Raw genomic sequence first — 16,726 nt, forward strand, 5'->3', positions numbered from 1 at the left:
GCTCAGTCCTCTTCGGACAGCTCCACGATCGGGATCGCCCGTTTCGCCTGCCGGGCCTTCGCTTGGTGATCGGCCAGGAACGGGTACTGCTGCTCCAGCTCCGTCCACGTCCGCACGTAGTCCGCGCCGAGCAGCGGCAGCGCCTCCGCGTCGAACTCGCGGCCGTCCACCTCGACCCGGACCCGCGAGTCGGCTTCGAGGTTCAGGTACCAGTCCGGGTGGCGGGGCGCGCCCACGTTGGACGCCACCACCAGCCACCGGTTGCCGTCGCGGTGGACCATCATCGGGACCGTGCGGGGTTCGCCGGAGATGCGGCCCGTCGTCGTGAGCAGCGCCAGGCGCTCCCGGTGCATGCCCTCGACCTCGCCACCCGCCCGGAACTGCTCGATCACCCGGCGGTTGGTCTCCCGGATGTCCACGACGGTCACCGGTCGTAGTAGCGGGTCGGCGGGTCCTGCTGGGTCCACTGCTGCCGGGTCGGCGGCGGCTGCTGCGGCGCCGCGCTCTGCTGGGTGCGGCGCCGGTGCAGCGTCCGGGCGCTGGCCGCCATGCTGTTCACCACCGCGGCGATCGCCAGGCCGATCACCAGGTTGATCACCGCCGTGGCGATCTTGGCGCTCGGCGCGACCGCCAGGGTCAGCGGCAGCACCACCGCGATCAGCGTGACCAGGACCATGATCCAGCCGAAGAACTGGGACGGCGCCGGCGTCGCCACGCTCAGCAGGTGCATCAGCCCGGTGGCGAGCAGGGCCACCGCGGCGGCGACCAGCGCGTACGTCGTGGTGCTCGCGTTGCCCCAGACGCCTTCCCCTTTTGGGGCCAGTACTTCGACCTCGAAGATCCCGCGCGCGATCAGCAGCCCGACGACGGCGAGCAGGGCCGCGACCACCGCCGTCGCCACGCCGCCCGCCCACAGGCGCCGCGCGTCGATCCCCGGGCGGACGTCCTGGGGCTGGTTCCCGTAGTAGTCGGACATCAGAGCCTTCCTGGGTCGGCTGCGCCTCTCACCGCCGATTGTCCCCCGTTTCGGCCCCGGCCGCGATTTGCGCTGGAGTGCACTCCAGCTCGTAGCGTCGGATCCATGACCTCCGCACAGCACAAGATCGGTTCGGGCTTCGGCGCCACCACCACCGCTGCCGAAGCCGTCGCAGGCGTCGACCTCACCGGGAAGCTCGCCGTCGTCACCGGCGGTTACTCCGGGATCGGCCTCGAAACCACCCGCGCGCTGACCGGCGCCGGCGCCCACGTCGTCGTCCCGGCGCGCCGCCGTGCCACCGCCGAAGAAGCGCTGGCCGAGGTGGAGAACGTCGAGGTCGGCGAGCTGGACCTGGGCGATCTCGACAGCGTCCGCGCGTTCGCCGAGGGCTTCTTGGCGGCCGGACGGCGGATCGACCTCTTCATCGCGAACGCCGGCATCATGGCCTGCCCCGAGACCCGCGTCGGCCCGGGCTGGGAGGCCCAGTTCGCCACCAACCACCTCGGCCACTTTGCGCTGGTCAACCGGCTGTGGCCGGCGATCGCCGAGGGCGCCCGCGTCGTTTCGCTGTCCTCGCGCGGCCACCACTACTCGCCCATCCGCTGGGACGACGTCCACTTCGAAAACGGTTACGAAAAGTGGCAGGCCTACGGGCAGGCCAAGACCGCGAACGTGCTCTTCGCCGTCCGGCTCGACGAACTGGGTGCCGAGAAGGGCGTCCACGCGTTCGCGCTGCACCCCGGCGGCATCATGACGCCGCTGCAGCGGCACCTGCCCCGGGAAGAAATGATCGAACGCGGCTGGATCGACGAGGCCGGGAACTACCTGATGGCGTTCAAGACCCCCGAACAGGGCGCGGCGACCACGGTCTGGGCCGCGACTTCGCCGCAGCTGGCCGGGCTCGGCGGGCTGTACCTGGAGGACTGCGACGTCGCCGAGCTCGCCCCGGAGGACGCCGAGGGGCTCGCCGCCGGCGGCGTCCGCCGGTACGCCCTCGACCGCGAGGAGGCCACACGCTTGTGGACGTTGTCGGCGCAGCTGACCGGCGTGGATGCGTTCGCGCAGCGGTGATGGCGACCTGACTGTCACATCGGCGGGCTCCCGGACGATACTTCCTTCGTGATCTTCCGACGTTTGCCGTCCACGGGTCCGGGGTATCCGCCGCCTGTGTCCGACGAAGCCGGGAGAACGGGGCGCCCGCCGACGAGCGACGGGGCGGACGTGACGCACGGGCGTTACGCGCTCGGTGAGTTCACGATCACCCCACGCCAGGCCCTCGACGACGAGCGGCCGCCGGCGCTGCTGGGCGGGCGCTACGAAGTCGGCAGGCTGATCGGCAGCGGCGGCACGGCCCGGGTCTACCGCGCCTACGACGTGCGGCTGACGCGCGAGGTCGCCGTCAAGATCTACGACCGCGACGCGGTGGCGCTCGACCAGCGCCGCCGGCTGCGCGAGATGACGATCCAGGGCAGCATCAGCCACCCCGGCGTGGTGGCGCTGCTGGACAGCGGCACCGAGCACGGCCGGACGTACCTGGTGATGCAGCTGGTCGAGGGCGAAAACCTCGCGGAGCGGCTGCTGGGCGGCCCGATGACGGCCGCGGAGGTGACGGAGCTGGCCGACGGCCTCGCCGAGGCACTGACCCACGTGCACGCGCGGCGCATCGTGCACCGCGACCTGAAGCCGGCCAACGTGTTCCTGTCCGCGGACGGTCCCCTGATCGGCGACTTCGGCATCGCCCACGCCTTGGACGCCACCCACATCACGGGCACGGGCCTGATCCCGGGCACGGCGGCGTACCTGGCACCCGAGCAGGTGTGCGGCGAGCCGGCGGGCCCGCCCGCGGACGTGTACGCCCTGGGGTTGATCCTCCTGGAATGCCTGACGGGCCAACGGGAGTACCTGGGCACGATGGTCGAGGCGGCAATGGCCCGGCTGAGCCGGCCGCCCCGGATCCCCGACGACGCCCCGGCGGCGCTGGCGTACACGCTCCGCCGGATGACGCAGCGCGAGCCCGCCGACCGGCCGAGCGCCGCGAAGGTGCTGGACATGTTGCACGCCCCGCCGCCGACGCTGCCGTGGAGCAGGACTGCGCGCAGCCCCCGCTGGCGTCGCCGCACGGCAGCGGCCGACGGTTTCGGCACGGCTGGGTCCGCTGGTGCGGATCAGGGGGAACGCAGCTCCGCTCCGGGCGCGGCAGGCCACGGTTCGCCCGCGGCGGACCTGGGACACCGCGATGCGAGCTCCGCAGACCACGCTTGGCCCACCGCCGACCCGGGCTTCGCCCCGGACCCGGCCAGCGACGGTTGGCCCGCCGACCCGGCACACCACAACGCGGGTCTCGCTCCGGACCCAGCAAGCGACGGTTGGCCCGAGGCGGAACCCGCCCACCACGACGCAAGCCCCACCCCCGGCCACGCCTGGTCCGCGGCCGGCGCGTCGGCTCCCAGCCCGGTACCCCGCAACCGCCCCACCGCAGGCCCGGCACCCCGGCACGAGCCCGTCCTCACCTCCGCCGAAGCCCCCACCCACCTCCACAACCTCCCCGCCGCAGCCCCGGCCGACAGCCCGAAACGCCGTCGGCTGGCCGCCGCGGCCGGGTTGACCGCGGCCGCGGTGGCGGCCGTTTCGGCGATGCTGCTGATCGAGCAGGAGCCCGGGACCGGCTCCCCCGCCCGGCCGCCCGCCGCGGACTCGCCTGCCGTTTCTTCCGTGCCCACGTCGTCCACTCCGCTCGCCGAATCCGGTACCCCCGGGCCGCGCCCCGCCTCCGGGGACTCCGGTGCGCGGCCGAGCACCAGCGGGCCGGCTCCGCTCGAACCCGCCGCCGTCACCCACCAGAACCCGGCTCCGCCCAACCAGCAACCGAAGCCGGTCAAGCCCGAGAAGACCGAGAAAGCCGAAAACCCGGGCAAGGGCAAAGGCAAGGGCCTCGGCCACGACTCCTGAGCGGGCGGCACGGGACCTCCGGCCAGCGGATCCGGGCCGAACGGCCCTAGTGCAAAAACCCGCCGAAACAGCGAGTAATTCAATTCCGGGAATTGGGACTCGAACCAATAACGACGGGTAACCCGAGCCGCCTTCGTCCCGACACACTCCACGTGTCCGCCGGGAATCCCCTCCCGGCCGGTGAACGACATTTCGGAGGTCTGGATGAGTGTCCATGCTGCCCTCGCGCGGCCGGTTTTCTCCACGCCGCGCGGCAGGCACGCCAAGCACCGTCCCGCGTGGCCGCGGGTCGCCGCCAGGGCAGTCTTCCTGATCAACGCGCTGATCTGCGCCGGTGCCGTCGTCGGTTTCGGGTGGCCGCCCGTGCTGCTCGTGGTGCCGGCCGCCGCGTTCCTGCTGCTCGTCGCGGGTGTCACGAAATTGCGGACCGCGAGCCGGAAGATCGACACGATCTTCGCCGAAGAATTGACCATGCAAGACACGATTTCCGAGCGCACCGAAAATTGATCGACGCCGGGTGCCGGCGTGTCCGCGGCTCGGTCGATCATCGCCTTCGGCGGGCGCCGCTGACTGGCTTCACCGCAGGTCCAGCCACATGATCCGGAGCCCGACGTCACCCTCGTCGGGATGGCGGAACGCGCCGGGGGCCGTTCCGAGCGTCACGAATCCCAGGCTCTCGTACAAGCGGACCGCGGCCACGTTCACCTCGACGACGGCGTTGAACTGGATCGCCGCGAACCCGCTCCGGCGCGCCCAGCCGATCAGGTCGGTCGTGAGGGCGCGGCCCACCCCCGTGCCGCGCGCCTCCTTCGCGACCATCAGGCTGCCGGAGGCGATGTGGCTGCCCGGTCCCGGCCGGTTGGCGTACATGTTCGCGGTGCCCGTCACCCGCTCGCCGTCGACGGCGACGACCACCCGCGCCGGCGGGGGCAGCAACCACATCCGCCGCGCGGCCGGCTCGGTCATCTCCGGGTCGTAGGGGAACGTCCGCTGCTCGGTGACGACGTCGTGGATGATCGGCCAGATTCCGGGCCAGTCGTCGTCGCGGGCTTCGCGGATCAACGGTTCCCCACCTTCGTCACGGCGGCGCACAGCTCCGGCACGACCGTCTCGATGTCCTCCCGCAGCACAAAATCGGCGTCGTCGTCGTACGGCGTCGGGTCGCGGTTGACGATGACCAGCGTCGCTCCGGCCTGCACGGCTACCGTGCACAGCGACGCCGCCGGCTCCACCTGCAGCGAACTGCCGATGGCCAGGAAGAGCCCGCTCGCCGCCGCGATGTTCCTGGCGTGGCCGAGGACTTCGCCGTCCAGCATCTGTCCGAACAGGACGACATCGAGCTTGAGGATCCCGCCGCAGCGGGAACACGACGGATCGTCGTCGCCGGCTTCGAGCACCTCGGTGGTCGGGAACGCGGCCGCGCACCGGGTGCACCGCGTGGTGTGCATGCTGCCGTGCAGTTCGAGCACCTTGCGCGCGGCGAGGCCGGCCCGCTGGTGCAGGCCGTCGACGTTCTGGGTGAGCACGCGGACGGCGACCCCCGCGCCGTCCAGTTCCGCCAGGGCGCGGTGGGCCGCGTTCGGTTCGGCCCGCCAGGCGGCGTGCCCCGCGTACGTGCGCCAGAATTCGCGGCGCACCGCCGCGTCGGCCATGAAGTTCTCGAGCGTGAAGGCGTTCACCGCGCTCGGCGTGCGCGTCCAGACGCCTTCGGGGCCGCGGTAGTCGGGAATGCCGGACGCGGTGGAGACGCCCGCCCCGGTCAGCGCGGCGATCCGCCGGGCGCCGCGGATCCGGTCGATGAGCTTGCCGTCCATGCTGCCGGAGGGTAACGGCTCACCCGCGGCGGGACGAGCGGATTAGCTCAAAATTCCACTGTGGACACCTACCAAAGGGGGTTGACACCGGAAAACGATTCACCCAACCTTTGTTTTGTCCGCCGGAGGTTTCCTGGTGTTCACGAACCGGACCACAGCACCTCACGCACCGGTCCCCTGCCGTCGGCACCATGAGGCGCCCACCCCCTCAGTGCTGGAGGACCCATGATCCGCAAGCGGATCTTCGCCGCGCTCGCCGCGGCCACCTTGGTCACCGCCGGTGCGGTGACCGCGGCCGTCGTCACCGGAACGGACGAACCCGCCGCCGTCCGGCCCACCGCGGCGGCCGTGCCGGCGTTCGACCACATCGTCCTGGTGATGTTCGAGAACAAGAAGTACTCCTCGATCAACGGCAGTTCCAGCGCGCCCTACTTCAACTCCCTGGCCTCGCAGAGCGCCAAGTTCACCAATTCCTTCGCGATCACGCACCCGAGCCAGCCCAACTACGTCGCCCTCTTCTCCGGCGCGACGCAGGGCGTCACCGACGACAGCTGCCCGGCCAACCTCGGCGCCAAGGCCAACCTCGGGCGGCAGCTGATCGACGCGGGCAAGACCTTCAAGGGCTACTCCGAAGCCATGCCCTCGGACGGCTACACCGGCTGCTCCAGCGGCACCTACCGGCGCAAGCACAACAGCTGGGTGGACTTCTCCAACGTCCCGGCCGCGAGCAACGTCCGGTTCTCGGGCTTCCCTGCCGACTTCACCCAGCTGCCGACCGTTTCGTTCGTCACGCCCGATATGTGCAACGACATGCACGACTGTTCCGTCGGTACCGGCGACACCTGGCTGAAGAACCACCTCGACGCCTACGCGCAGTGGGCCAAGACGCACAACAGCCTGCTGATCACCACCTTCGACGAGGACAGCGGCACGTCGGTCAACCAGATCTTCACGACGTTCACCGGCGCGCACGTCAAGGCCGGCAGCTACAGCGAATCGATCAACCACTACACCGTGCTGCGCACGATCGAGGCGTCCTACGGCCTGCCCGGCATCGGCGGTGCTGCGAGCAAGTCGCCGATCCTCGACGTCTGGCAGTAACCGCGTGTACCTCGCCACCATCGGCCGCCGAGAGCACACCGGGAAGGGCAAGCTCTCGGCGGTCGGCGCGAACGTCTTCGCGCTCGGCGCCGTCAGCCTGGTCACCGACGTCTCCTCGGAGATGGTCACCGCGATCCTGCCGGTGTACCTGGTGCTCGGCCTGCACCTGAGCCCCGCCGCGTACGGGCTGGTCGACGGCCTCTACACCGGCGCGACGGCGTTGCTCCGGATCGCCGGCGGGTACGTCGCCGACCGGGTCCGGCGGCGCAAGGTCGTCGCCGGGGCCGGGTACGCGCTGTCCGCGGTGGCGAAGCTCGGCCTGCTCGCGGCCGGGGCGTCGCCCACCGCGATCGGCGCGGTGATCACCCTCGACCGCACCGGCAAGGGCCTGCGCACCGCGCCGCGGGACGCGCTGATCACGCTGTCGGCGCCCGAACCGCTGCTCGGACGCGCGTTCGGCGTGCACCGGGCGATGGACAGCATGGGGGCGTTCGCCGGGCCGCTGGTCGCGCTCGCCGTGCTGGCCGCCGTCGGGGCCACCAGCCCCGAAGCCTTCGACGCCGTGTTCGTCGTCAGCTTCTGCATCGCCGCGATCGGCGTGCTGCTGCTGGTGCTGTTCGTCCGCGACCGCCGGACGCCGAAGGCCGCGACCCCGGTCTCGCCCCGCGCGGCGGCGGCTCTGCTGCGCGGCAGCGGCGTGCGGCGGCTGCTGGTGGCCGCGGGCGTGCTCGGGCTGGCCACGGTCGGCGACGGGTTCGTCTACCTGCTGCTGCAGCACAAGGAGGACATCGCCACCGGCTGGTTCCCGCTGCTCGCGGTCGGCACGAACCTGAGCTACCTGCTGCTGGCCGCGCCGCTGGGCGTGCTCGCCGACCGGGTCGGGCGGCTGCCGGTGGTGCTCGGCGGGTACGGCGCGCTGGCGCTGGTCTACCTGCTGCTCGCCGGGCCGGTGTCCGGGTGGCCGCTGTTCGTGCTCGCGCTGAGCTTGTACGGCGCGTTCTACGCGGCGACCGACGGCGTCCTCATGGCGCTGGCCGGGCCGCTGCTGCCGGAGTCGTTGCGCACCACGGGAATTTCGCTGGTGCAGACCGCGCAAGCGCTTGCCTACTTCGCCTCGTCCGTCCTCTTCGGACTGGCGTGGCAGTTCTGGGGCGCGGACCTCGCGATCGCCGTCGCCGCGGGCGGGGCCGTGGTCGCGATCGCCGTGACGTTCGCGGTGCTCTCGCCCCGGAAGGTGACAGCGTGAAGATCCGGATCCTCATCGCGGTCGCCGGCGTGGTCGTGCTGGCCGGGGCGGCGATCGCGTACGTCGGGTTCGCGAGCGCACGCAACCACGACGTCACCGCGACCGGCGCGGTCAGCCTCGCTCCCGGCCCGCGGCTGCTGTTCCGCAGCACCGCCGACGCCGACCGCGGGCACGTCGCCACGGTGTCCGCCACCGACCCGGGCGGCGCGCGGACGGTGTCGCCGCTGTCGTGCGCGCGGGTGTACGCCGCCGGCGGCACCGGGCTCTGCCTGCGCCAGGACGGCGACCTGACCACCTACCAGCTGGCGGTGCTCGACCGGGGACTGGCGGTGCAGCGGGAGATCCCGCTGGTCGGGCTGCCGAACCGGGCGCGCGTGTCGGCGAGCGGCCGGATGCTCGCGTGGACGGTGTTCGTCACCGGCGATTCCTACAACGGCGGCCTGTTCTCCACCCGCGCCGGCATCCTCGACACGGCGACCGGCGACCTTGCGGGCACGCTGGAGGACTACGCGGTGACGCTCGACGGCCGGCCGTACCAGGCCGCCGACGTGAACTTCTGGGGCGTCACGTTCACCCGCGACGACCGCCACTTCTACGCGACGATGTCGACGGCAGGCCACCGCTACCTGGTCGCGGGCGACTTCGCCGCCCACACCGTGCGCACGCTGCGGGAGAACGTCGAGTGCCCGTCCCTGTCCCCGGACGGGACGCGGGTGGCGTTCAAGTCCGCCGTCGACGGCGACCCGGCCCGCGGCTGGCGGCTGTCGGTACTGGACCTGGCGGGTGCGAAGGTGACACCGCTGGCGGAGACCCGCAGCGTCGACGACCAGCCGGCTTGGCTCGACGACCACACGATCGGCTACGGGCTGCCCCGCGGCCCGGGCCACGCGGACGTCTGGTCGGTCCCGGCCGACGGTTCGGGCGCCCCCCGCCTGCTGGTCCCGGAAGCGGAGTCCCCGGCAGCGCTGGGCTCCTGAGGGGCACGGCTCTCCCGTACTCAAGCGCCCCAATGTGGCGTTGGTTGCGTCCAGCGCACCCAATGTGGCGTTCGGTGCGTCCAACGCACCGAACGCCACATTGGGTGCGTTGAACGCAACCAACGCCACATTGGGGCGCTTGGGTCAGGAACCCGGGAGCAGGCCGACGGCGCCGCGGGCGACCTGCGCCCAGGCCAGCCGGCCGAACAGGTAGTGGCACGCCACCTGTTCGCTGGTGAACCGCGCCCAGTCGTAGCGGTTGCCCTGCTCGCGCCAGAACACCTCCCACGCCTCGTCCTCGCCCTGCATCAGGCACCAGGCGTTGTCGACCTCGGCGCCGAGCGAGACGACCTCCGGCGGCACGCCCAGCACGCCGAGCCACCGCTGGATCGACTGGGTGTTCATCAGTCCTCTTCCCCCTTGGCCTCGGCGAGGTAGCCGAGGGTCACCAGTTCGTCGGCCGCCAGCAGGGCACGGTACCGGGTGCCGCCGCCGACCTGGCCGAACCAGTTCGCGGTCTCCGAGCGCCACATCGGCACCTTGCGCACCACGACGTACCGGCGGTATTCGGCGTCCAGGAACGCGGGTGGCAGCGAGCGTTCCGCGAACGGCGTGCCGTCGGCGAAGAGCACCCGGCCGTACGCCGGGCCGAAGCGGTCGAGGACCGTGTCCGCCGGGACCATCACCGGCTCGGGCCAGTCCACGCTGCTCTCGGGGAACTGCCCGCCCGGTGGCCACGCGTATTCGGGGCCGAGCTCGCTGTGCCCGACGACGAACCGGCGGATCCACACCGCCTGCGTCGCACGGGCGTACGGCACGTACCCCGCGGTCAGGTGCCGCGGCACCGGCCGCGACGGCGCGGTCGGCGAGCGGCGGAAACCGGCGGTGACGTTGGTCAGGGCCTGGTCGTCGAAGATCAGCCGGGCGTCCGGGTGGTCGTTCGGCGCGAAGCCGTCCGGGTCTTCGGGCAGCGGCAGCTGGCGCGCCGGCTTGTCCATCGCCACCGGCAGGTGCCCGATCGGGAACATGTGCACCAGGAACAGCGCGACGATGCTTTCCCGTTCCGTGCGCGGCGAACCGAGCGGCGGCAGCGGTGAGGGCGAACCCGGGTTCGGCGGGGGCCCGGCCACCGGCGGCGGGCCCGCGATCGGTGGCGGCAGCGGGGCCGGCGTCGGCGGGGCGGGTGGGGCCGGGGGCAGCGGGAACGGCGGCAGCAGCGGCGACACCGCGTGCGGCCACGGCGCGGGGTTGCCCGAGGGCGGGGTCGGCGCCTCTTCGAAGGCGCCCGAATCCGCCAGGCCGTACCCGGGCAGCTGCACCGGCCCGGTGTCGAGGTCGGCCTCGACCGGTTCGGAGCCCGCCTCGGAAGGCTCGGTCACACCCATCCTCCGGCTCGGTCGGTGCCCGGCGGGCACACGCTGTTCGACGCGGCCGCGGCGCTGCCGGTCCCCCTTGATACCGCACCCCTTCCCCCGGGGCGCGACGAGGTCGGTTTCTCTTCGGGGGCTCCGGGTGGCGGAGCCCCCGGACGTCTCAGCTCAATGCGGCGACCACGCGGGACGGGCTCGGGCGGCCGAGCTGTCCCGCCATCCACGCGCTGGCCCCCACCAGCGCGTCCAGGTCGACGCCGTGGGCGACGCCGAGCCCGTCGAGCATCCACACCAGGTCCTCGGTCGCGAGGTTGCCGGTGGCCGACTCGGCGTACGGGCAGCCGCCGAGCCCGCCCGCCGAGGAGTCCACAGTCGACACTCCACATCGGAGCGCCGCCAGCGTGTTGGCGAGAGCCTGACCGTAGGTGTCGTGGAAGTGCACGGCCAAAGTACCGACGTCGGAGAACAGCCCGATGAGCGCTTCGACCTGCCCGGCCGTCGCGACGCCGATGGTGTCGCCCAGCGAAAGCTGCGAGCACCCCATGTCCAGCAGGCGGCGGCCGGCGTCGGCGACCTGCTTCGCCGGCACGACGCCTTCCCACGGGTCGCCGAAGCACATCGAGAGGTACCCGCGGACCTCGAGGCCCGCCTCCCGGGCCCGGGAGACCACCGGCTCGAACATCGCGAACTGCTCGTCCAGCGACGAGTTGAGGTTCTTGCGCGCGAACGTCTCCGTCGCGCTGGCGAAGATGGCGATGTGCTCGACCCCGGCTTCGAGGGCCCGGTTCAGGCCCTTCTCGTTCGGCACCAGCACCGGGTACCGGACGCCGTCGCGGCGGTCGAGCCGGGCCAGCAGCTGCTCGGCGTCGGCCAGCTGCGGCACCCACTTCGGGTGGACGAAGCTGGTCGCCTCCAGCGTCGTCAGCCCGGCGCCCGCGAGCCGGTCGAGGAACTCCAGCTTGACCTCGACCGGGACGACCGCCTTCTCGTTCTGCAGCCCGTCACGCGGGCCGACCTCCCAGATGGTGATCCGGTCCGGCAGCTCGCCCGCCGACGGGACGCGCTCGGGCAGGCCCTGTTCGCGCGTGCCCATCAGCGGCGTCTCTCGCCGCGCGGCGGGTGCCCGCCGCCCTGGGGCGGCAGGGGCGTGGTCTGCTGGGGCTGCTGCGGGGCACCCGGCCGGTAGTCGTCGTACGGGTTGTCGTTGACCTCGCGGTAGATGACCGTGTGCACCTTCTCGACGTGCGGGATGTCTTCGAAGCGCAGCGGCTCGTCGGAGGCCGACTCGATGATCAGCGAGCCGCAGCCGAAGATCCGGTCCACCAGGCCGTGCTCGAACTGGACGCTGTTGATGCGGCCCATCGGGATGTCGATGCCGGTGCGCTTGAGCACGCCCTCGCGGACGATCAGCCGGTCGGTCGTCACGATAAAGTGGGTGGTCCGCCAGCGCACGAGCGGCGCCAGGAACAGCCACCCGACCAGCACCAGCGCGACGACCCCGACGGCGATCAGCCCGACCGAGTTCCACGGCGAACCCGCGTCCTTCGCGATGATCGCGAGCCAGGTGCCCGCACCCAGGGTGACCAGCAGCGCGAGCGTCGGCAAGATCAAGATCTTGAAGTGCGGGTGACTGTGCACCACGACGTGCTCTTGCTCGCTGAGCAAATCGTCCGGATAAGCCACGGCGGACGCTCCCAAGGTCGGTGCGGCGGTGTCGCCTCACCGTACCGGCGAGGCGTCGGCCGGTGGGGCGCAACGCCCCGAAGAATCAGGCCGGGCGCACGTGGACCACGTCACCCGCGAAGACGGTGTGCCGCTGCCCGCCCGCGACGTCGACCTGCAGCTGCCCGGCGGCGTCGATGTCGGCCGCGCGGCCGGTCAGCGCGGTGCCGTCCGGCAGCTGGACCTCGACGTCCTGGCCGAGGGTCGCGCAGTGGGCGCGGTAGTCGCCGAGCAGCCCGGCCTCGGTGAGGTCGCCGCCGGCGAGGCGCCAGCGCCGCTCGAGGTCGTCGAACCCGGTGAGCAGCGCGACGGCGACGTCCGTGCGGTCGGTGTTCGTGGCGCCCTGCTCGGCCAGCGACGTCGCGGGCAGCCCGCCGGGCCCCGGCCGGACGTCGCCGAGCGGCAGGACGTTGAGGCCGATGCCGAGCACGATCGACGGGTCGTCCCCGGCGACGGCCTCGGCGAGGATGCCGGCGCACTTGGCGCCGTCGACGAGAACGTCGTTGGGCCACTTGAGCACGGCGTCCACCCCGACGGACGCAGCGGCCGCCCGGACAGCGAGCCCGACGACGACGGAGAGTGAGCCCAGCACGGCGAAGGGCACGCCCGGGCGGAGCGCGACGCTCAGGTACAGCCCGGCGCCCTTCGGCGAACTCCACGAACGAGCCCGCCTACCGACCCCCGCGGTCTGCTCCTCGGCAAGCAGAACGGTCCGGTCCGCGGCGCCTGCTTCGACCGCTTTCCGCAGGTCGGCGTTGGTGGAGCCGGTGCGCTCGACCACGTCGACCCGCGCGTACCGACCTTGCAGCGCCGCGGTGAGCCGGGCAGCATCGATCTCGGACATGTGCCCACCATATGGGAGTCCCCCTATCGTGCAAGCTACTCGCTCGTTCACCAAGGGGTGTGCTCTTCTAGATTGGAACCTGTGACGACGAAGCCGAGTTCGTGGGCCCGCGGCGCTGCGCTGCGCGGCCTGGTCGCGCTGCCGCTCGTCGCCGGGCTCGTGACGGCGGGCTGGCTGCTGGCCGACCGGTCGCCGGAACCCGCGGCCGCCCCGGCTCCCCTGCCGGTGGTGCGCGACGCGGTGCCGGGCCCGTCGGTCCTCGAGGTGAGCGCACCGGTGAAAGCGCAGGAGCCGGGCCAGGGCGCGTCCGGCCAGGGCGGCAAGAGCCCGCTGCAGCAGTGGGCCGACCAGCTGGCCGGGCCCCTCGACATCCCCGCGGAAGCGCTGATCGGCTACGCGAACGGCGAGCTGGCGCTGCGCAGCGAAGACCCGTCGTGCCACCTGTCGTGGGTCACCCTGGCCGGCGTCGGCTCGGCGGCGTCGAACCACGGCCGCGGCGGCGGGAACCTCCTCGGGCTGTCGGCGGCGCAGACGAAGAGGTACGGCACCGACGCCCCGATCGCGGCCGGCCGGGCGCTGTGCGCGGGCGGCACCGACCTCGGCGCCGGCCCCGGCTGGTGGAAGGCGGTCGCGGCGTACCACCCGGACGGTGAGACCGAACTGTTCCGCCAGCGCGTGCTCGGCATGGCGCAGCTGTACGCGACGCTGTCGCTCGACCCGGCGTCGGCCGGTTCGCCGCGGGTGCGGGCCACCCGGTTCGCGCTGGGTCAGCTCGGCCTCCCGTACGTCTGGGGCGGCAACGGCCCGGACGCGGGCGCGGCGGGCTTCGACTGCTCCGGCCTGACGAAGGCGTCGTACGACAGCGCGGGCGTCGCCCTGCCGCGGACGGCGGACAGCCAGTTCCGCGCGCTGCCGCCGGTCCCGCCGACGCAGGAGCCGCGCCTCGGCGACCTGGTGTTCTACGGCAGCCCGGCAACGCGCATCCACCACGTCGGGCTGTACCTCGGCAACGGCCTGATGGTCAACGCACCGACCCAGGGCCAGGCGATCCAGATCCACACGTACCACTCGAAGGGCGACGACTACGCGGGCGCGGGCCGTCCGGCCTGACGGCGCACCATCTCGGCGATCCAGAGGGCGCGTACGGAGACGTGCAGCCCGGCGGCGTGGGGTAGTCCTTCAGCACCTCAAGGCGCTCCCCGATGGCGACGGCCCGGGCGCGGAGCCCGGCGTGCCCGATCCCGATCTGCGCCAGGCAGCTGTTCATCGCCCACTGCAGGCGATCGCGTGCGGGCTCTTCTTCACCACGCTCGAACGCCTTCGGACGGCAGATCAGGGTCGCCGGCAGCCGCGCGGCGGAGTCGCCCGACGCCCAGAGCCCGCGGGCGAGCTCCTGCTGCGTTTTCAGCTGCTTCGCCAGCGCTCGCAGCGGCCAGCTCGGCCAGGACTTCCGTCACGTCCGTCACCGCGGCACCACCAGCCCCGACTCGTAGGCGAACACCACCAGCTGCGCCCGGTCGCGGGCGCGCAGCTTCATCATGGCCCGGTTGACGTGCGTCTTCGCGGTGAGCGGGCTGATCACCATCCGCGCGGCGATCTCGTCGTTGGACAGACCCCTCGCGACGAGCGTGACGGCTTCGCGTTCCCGGTTGGTCAGTTCCGCCAGCCCCGAACCCGGGACGAGCGGCTGGGTGACGTACCGGTCGATCAGCTTCCGGGTGATCGACGGCGCCAGCAGCGCGTCCCCGCGAGCCGCGACGCGCACGGCGTGCAGGAAGTCCGCCGGCTCGATGTCCTTGACGAGGAACCCGGCCGCGCCCGCGCGCAGCGCTTCGAAAACGTACTCGTCCAGGCCGTAGTTGGTCAGGATGACGACGTGCACTGCGGCCAGCGCCGGGTCGGCGGCGATGCGCCGGGTCGCCTCGATGCCGTCGACACCGGGCATCTGGACGTCGACGAGCGCGATGTCCGGCAGGTGCTCCAGCGCGAGCCGCACCGCCTCGCCGCCGTCGCCGGCTTCGGCCACCACCTGGATGTCGTCCTCGACGTCGAGGAGCGCGCGGAACCCGCTGCGGATGAGCGGCTGGTCGTCGGCCAGCAGGACGCGGATCACGCCGGGTCCACGGGGAGCTCGGCCTGGACGCTGAACCCGCCTTCACGGCGAGGCCCCGCTTCGAGCCGGCCACCCAACGCCGTGACGCGCTCGCGCATCCCGGTCAGGCCGACGCCCGGCACGCTGTCCACAGTGGCCGGACCGTCGTCGTCCACCCGGATGACCAGCGTGCCGGGCCGGTGGTCGATCCGGACCGACGCGGTGGCCGCGGCGGCGTGCCGGGCGATGTTGGTCAGCGACTCCTGGACGATCCGGTAGGCGGTCCGGCCGACCGCAACCGGCACGGCGTCGCGCCGGCCCTCGACGGTCAGCTGTGCGTCGAGGCCGGTGGTCCGGGCCTGGCGCACGAGGTCGGGGACGTCGTCGAGCCCGCGCGGCGGGTCCTTGTCGTCGTCGCGCAACGCCTCCAGGGTCGCGCGCAGTTCCCGGGTCGCCTCGCGGCCGGCGTCGCGGATGGCCAGCAACGCGTCGGGCACGTCTTCACCGCGCTTGCGGGCCAGGTGGACGGCGACTTCGGCCTGCACCTTGATGACGGAGATCTGGTGGGTGAGCGAATCGTGCAGCTCCCGCGCGATGTGCAGCCGTTCCTCGTCGGCCCGCCGCCGCGCGGTCTCCTCGCGGGTGCGCTCGGCCTCGTCGGCCCGGCGCTCCGCCTGGCGCAACGCCTCCCCCGCCGCCCCGGCGGCGATCAGCCACGCCAGCTGGAGGACGTCCCGCGTCTGCGTGAACGCCGCCCCGGTGTCGTGCACGCCCGAAGCCAGCAGCGCCAACGGGATCGCCACCAGCATGAGCACCGAAGCCACCACGGCGGCGGCCCGGTGGCCCGCCCGGACGGCGGCGTACACGGCGAAGAGGTAGGCGACGACGGGCACTTCGAAGCCGGCGGCCTGGTACGCCAGCCCGCACACCGCGGTCGCCGCCAGCACGGCGATCGGCGCCCGGCGGCGCGCGGCCAGCGCCAGCCCGCCGGCCACCAGCGCCGCGTACCCGAGCACGTCGAGGTCCGTGGGCGCGTGCATGCCGGACAGCCCGGCGACCAGCAGGGCCGCCGCCACCCCGGCGGCGATCACCCCGTCCACCACCAGTGCCCGGCTCATCCCCGCACCCTAACCGGGTGCCCGCGCGGTGAAGTCCCGCGAGCGGAGCATCTCCCGGCTACTGCGCCCGCGGTAGTCCCCCGGTTCCTGCGACGCCCGCGGCAGCGCGAAGTGTCTGCTCGCGCACGACGACGGACGCGGGGTCCGGCGGACATGCTCTCGGCGTCCGATCCGGAAGAAGGAGCCCCTCATGAACGTCCTCGCCGCCGCCAGTTCCTCCGACCTGACGCCCGGGCGGCTCTGGTCCTTGATCGCCGCCGCACTCGGGCTGGCGGGGGTGGTCGCGGGCGGCCTGGCCCTGCGCCGCGGCCGGGGAGCGGTCGTGGCGCTGGCCGGGGGCGCGGCCTCGGTGATCATCGGCGGGTGGGTCGTGGCCGCCGCCAAGGGCGGGCCCGGCACCGGCTACGGCATCGTCGGCGGCTACGTGGACCTGGTGATCGGCGCGGTCGCCCTCGTCCTCGGCGGACTCTCGACGGCGCGCTCGCGCGGTTTTGTCGGTGGTCGCCGCTAGCGTCGG

Annotated in this window: 19 protein-coding genes and 1 pseudogene; 8 read left to right on the top strand and 12 right to left on the bottom strand. The window is 72.8% G+C overall.

The window, feature by feature from the left end:
* Positions 1-2: 2 nt before the first annotated feature.
* Positions 3-428, bottom strand: coding sequence for a nitroreductase/quinone reductase family protein (locus tag Q5425_RS03815; protein WP_308670662.1), 426 nt, complete (start codon positions 426-428; stop codon positions 3-5).
* Positions 425-976, bottom strand: a complete 552-nt coding sequence (locus Q5425_RS03820; protein ID WP_308670663.1) for a DUF6069 family protein — start codon at positions 974-976, stop codon at positions 425-427. The genes Q5425_RS03815 and Q5425_RS03820 overlap by 4 nt, the downstream gene beginning before the upstream one ends.
* A gap of 105 nt (positions 977-1,081) precedes the next feature.
* On the opposite strand from Q5425_RS03820, the gene Q5425_RS03825 reads away from it, so the two are divergent.
* The 3 genes from Q5425_RS03825 (at position 1,082) to Q5425_RS03835 (ending at position 4,432) form a co-directional block, all read left to right on the top strand.
* Positions 1,082-2,047, top strand: a complete 966-nt coding sequence (locus Q5425_RS03825) for an SDR family NAD(P)-dependent oxidoreductase (RefSeq protein ID WP_308670664.1) — start codon at positions 1,082-1,084, stop codon at positions 2,045-2,047.
* 150 nt (positions 2,048-2,197) lie between these two features.
* The gene (locus Q5425_RS03830; RefSeq protein WP_308670665.1) at positions 2,198-3,925 is read left to right on the top strand and encodes a protein kinase domain-containing protein; all 1,728 of its coding nucleotides are present in this window, start codon (positions 2,198-2,200) and stop codon (positions 3,923-3,925) included.
* Between the two features lie 204 nt (positions 3,926-4,129).
* Positions 4,130-4,432 (top strand): hypothetical protein, encoded by a 303-nt coding sequence (locus tag Q5425_RS03835; protein ID WP_308670666.1) that lies wholly within the window; start codon positions 4,130-4,132, stop codon positions 4,430-4,432.
* A 69-nt stretch (positions 4,433-4,501) separates the two neighbouring features.
* Here Q5425_RS03835 and Q5425_RS03840 read toward each other — a convergent pair whose 3' ends face one another.
* Positions 4,502-4,987, bottom strand: coding sequence for a GNAT family N-acetyltransferase (locus Q5425_RS03840; RefSeq protein WP_308670667.1), 486 nt, complete (start codon positions 4,985-4,987; stop codon positions 4,502-4,504).
* The gene (locus Q5425_RS03845; protein ID WP_308670668.1) at positions 4,984-5,739 is read right to left on the bottom strand and encodes a Sir2 family NAD-dependent protein deacetylase; all 756 of its coding nucleotides are present in this window, start codon (positions 5,737-5,739) and stop codon (positions 4,984-4,986) included. The genes Q5425_RS03840 and Q5425_RS03845 overlap by 4 nt, the downstream gene beginning before the upstream one ends.
* A gap of 225 nt (positions 5,740-5,964) precedes the next feature.
* Between Q5425_RS03845 and Q5425_RS03850 the strand changes: the two genes are divergently transcribed.
* Genes Q5425_RS03850 through Q5425_RS03860 form a run of 3 tightly spaced genes read left to right on the top strand, consistent with a single transcriptional unit; the run spans position 5,965 to position 9,063 of the window.
* Complete coding sequence (locus Q5425_RS03850; protein WP_308670669.1) at positions 5,965-6,840, top strand: alkaline phosphatase family protein; 876 nt, start codon at positions 5,965-5,967, stop codon at positions 6,838-6,840.
* A 4-nt stretch (positions 6,841-6,844) separates the two neighbouring features.
* Complete coding sequence (locus tag Q5425_RS03855) at positions 6,845-8,086, top strand: MFS transporter (RefSeq protein ID WP_308670670.1); 1,242 nt, start codon at positions 6,845-6,847, stop codon at positions 8,084-8,086.
* Positions 8,083-9,063 carry a hypothetical protein gene (locus tag Q5425_RS03860; RefSeq protein WP_308670671.1) on the top strand — a complete coding sequence of 327 codons (981 nt, stop codon included), beginning with the start codon at positions 8,083-8,085 and terminating at the stop codon, positions 9,061-9,063. Before Q5425_RS03855 ends, Q5425_RS03860 begins: the two co-directional genes overlap by 4 nt.
* Before the next feature lie 144 nt (positions 9,064-9,207).
* Here Q5425_RS03860 and Q5425_RS03865 read toward each other — a convergent pair whose 3' ends face one another.
* The 5 genes from Q5425_RS03865 to Q5425_RS03885 all read right to left on the bottom strand — a co-directional run bounded on the left by Q5425_RS03865 (position 9,208) and on the right by Q5425_RS03885 (position 12,999).
* Positions 9,208-9,468: a hypothetical protein gene (locus tag Q5425_RS03865; protein ID WP_003105220.1), complete on the bottom strand. Its 261-nt coding sequence runs from the start codon at positions 9,466-9,468 to the stop codon at positions 9,208-9,210.
* Positions 9,468-10,442, bottom strand: coding sequence for a TNT domain-containing protein (locus tag Q5425_RS03870; protein ID WP_308670672.1), 975 nt, complete (start codon positions 10,440-10,442; stop codon positions 9,468-9,470). Before Q5425_RS03870 ends, Q5425_RS03865 begins: the two co-directional genes overlap by 1 nt.
* A gap of 154 nt (positions 10,443-10,596) precedes the next feature.
* Positions 10,597-11,526, bottom strand: a complete 930-nt coding sequence (locus Q5425_RS03875; RefSeq protein WP_308670673.1) for a hydroxymethylglutaryl-CoA lyase — start codon at positions 11,524-11,526, stop codon at positions 10,597-10,599.
* On the bottom strand, positions 11,526-12,116 hold the full coding sequence (locus Q5425_RS03880) for a PH domain-containing protein (protein ID WP_308670674.1): 591 nt from the start codon (positions 12,114-12,116) through the stop codon (positions 11,526-11,528). The genes Q5425_RS03875 and Q5425_RS03880 overlap by 1 nt, the downstream gene beginning before the upstream one ends.
* Positions 12,117-12,201: 85 nt before the next feature.
* Positions 12,202-12,999 (bottom strand): biotin--[acetyl-CoA-carboxylase] ligase, encoded by a 798-nt coding sequence (locus Q5425_RS03885; RefSeq protein ID WP_308670675.1) that lies wholly within the window; start codon positions 12,997-12,999, stop codon positions 12,202-12,204.
* Between the two features lie 81 nt (positions 13,000-13,080).
* On the opposite strand from Q5425_RS03885, the gene Q5425_RS03890 reads away from it, so the two are divergent.
* A complete protein-coding gene (locus Q5425_RS03890; protein ID WP_308670676.1) occupies positions 13,081-14,109 on the top strand; it encodes a C40 family peptidase in 1,029 nt (342 codons plus the stop codon).
* Here the strand turns inward: Q5425_RS03890 and Q5425_RS03895 are convergent.
* The 3 genes and pseudogenes from Q5425_RS03895 to Q5425_RS03905 all read right to left on the bottom strand — a co-directional run.
* Positions 14,082-14,428: pseudogene (locus Q5425_RS03895) on the bottom strand (DNA alkylation repair protein); the annotation flags it as partial. The gene Q5425_RS03890 and the pseudogene Q5425_RS03895 sit on opposite strands and share 28 nt — an antisense overlap.
* Positions 14,429-14,461: 33 nt before the next feature.
* Complete coding sequence (locus tag Q5425_RS03900; protein WP_308670677.1) at positions 14,462-15,112, bottom strand: response regulator transcription factor; 651 nt, start codon at positions 15,110-15,112, stop codon at positions 14,462-14,464.
* Positions 15,109-16,209, bottom strand: coding sequence for a histidine kinase (locus Q5425_RS03905; RefSeq protein ID WP_308670678.1), 1,101 nt, complete (start codon positions 16,207-16,209; stop codon positions 15,109-15,111). Before Q5425_RS03905 ends, Q5425_RS03900 begins: the two co-directional genes overlap by 4 nt.
* 190 nt (positions 16,210-16,399) lie before the next feature.
* On the opposite strand from Q5425_RS03905, the gene Q5425_RS03910 reads away from it, so the two are divergent.
* On the top strand, positions 16,400-16,720 hold the full coding sequence (locus Q5425_RS03910) for a DUF6223 family protein (RefSeq protein WP_308670679.1): 321 nt from the start codon (positions 16,400-16,402) through the stop codon (positions 16,718-16,720).
* Positions 16,721-16,726: the final 6 nt, after the last annotated feature.

Origin of the sequence: Amycolatopsis sp. A133 (assembly GCF_031082405.1) — a bacterium.
Classification (GTDB): domain Bacteria; phylum Actinomycetota; class Actinomycetes; order Mycobacteriales; family Pseudonocardiaceae; genus Amycolatopsis.

Bases quoted from the DNA above. Each gene is read 5' to 3' on its own strand.
- Q5425_RS03865 (WP_003105220.1), bottom strand. From the start codon at position 9,468: ATGAACACCCAGTCGATCCAGCGGTGGCTCGGCGTGCTGGGCGTGCCG.
- Q5425_RS03850 (WP_308670669.1), top strand. From the start codon at position 5,965: ATGATCCGCAAGCGGATCTTCGCCGCGCTCGCCGCGGCCACCTTGGTC.
- Q5425_RS03885 (WP_308670675.1), bottom strand. From the start codon at position 12,999: ATGTCCGAGATCGATGCTGCCCGGCTCACCGCGGCGCTGCAAGGTCGG.
- Q5425_RS03905 (WP_308670678.1), bottom strand. From the start codon at position 16,209: ATGAGCCGGGCACTGGTGGTGGACGGGGTGATCGCCGCCGGGGTGGCG.
- Q5425_RS03875 (WP_308670673.1), bottom strand. From the start codon at position 11,526: ATGGGCACGCGCGAACAGGGCCTGCCCGAGCGCGTCCCGTCGGCGGGC.
- Q5425_RS03825 (WP_308670664.1), top strand. From the start codon at position 1,082: ATGACCTCCGCACAGCACAAGATCGGTTCGGGCTTCGGCGCCACCACC.
- Q5425_RS03845 (WP_308670668.1), bottom strand. From the start codon at position 5,739: ATGGACGGCAAGCTCATCGACCGGATCCGCGGCGCCCGGCGGATCGCC.
- Q5425_RS03835 (WP_308670666.1), top strand. From the start codon at position 4,130: ATGAGTGTCCATGCTGCCCTCGCGCGGCCGGTTTTCTCCACGCCGCGC.
- Q5425_RS03820 (WP_308670663.1), bottom strand. From the start codon at position 976: ATGTCCGACTACTACGGGAACCAGCCCCAGGACGTCCGCCCGGGGATC.
- Q5425_RS03910 (WP_308670679.1), top strand. From the start codon at position 16,400: ATGAACGTCCTCGCCGCCGCCAGTTCCTCCGACCTGACGCCCGGGCGG.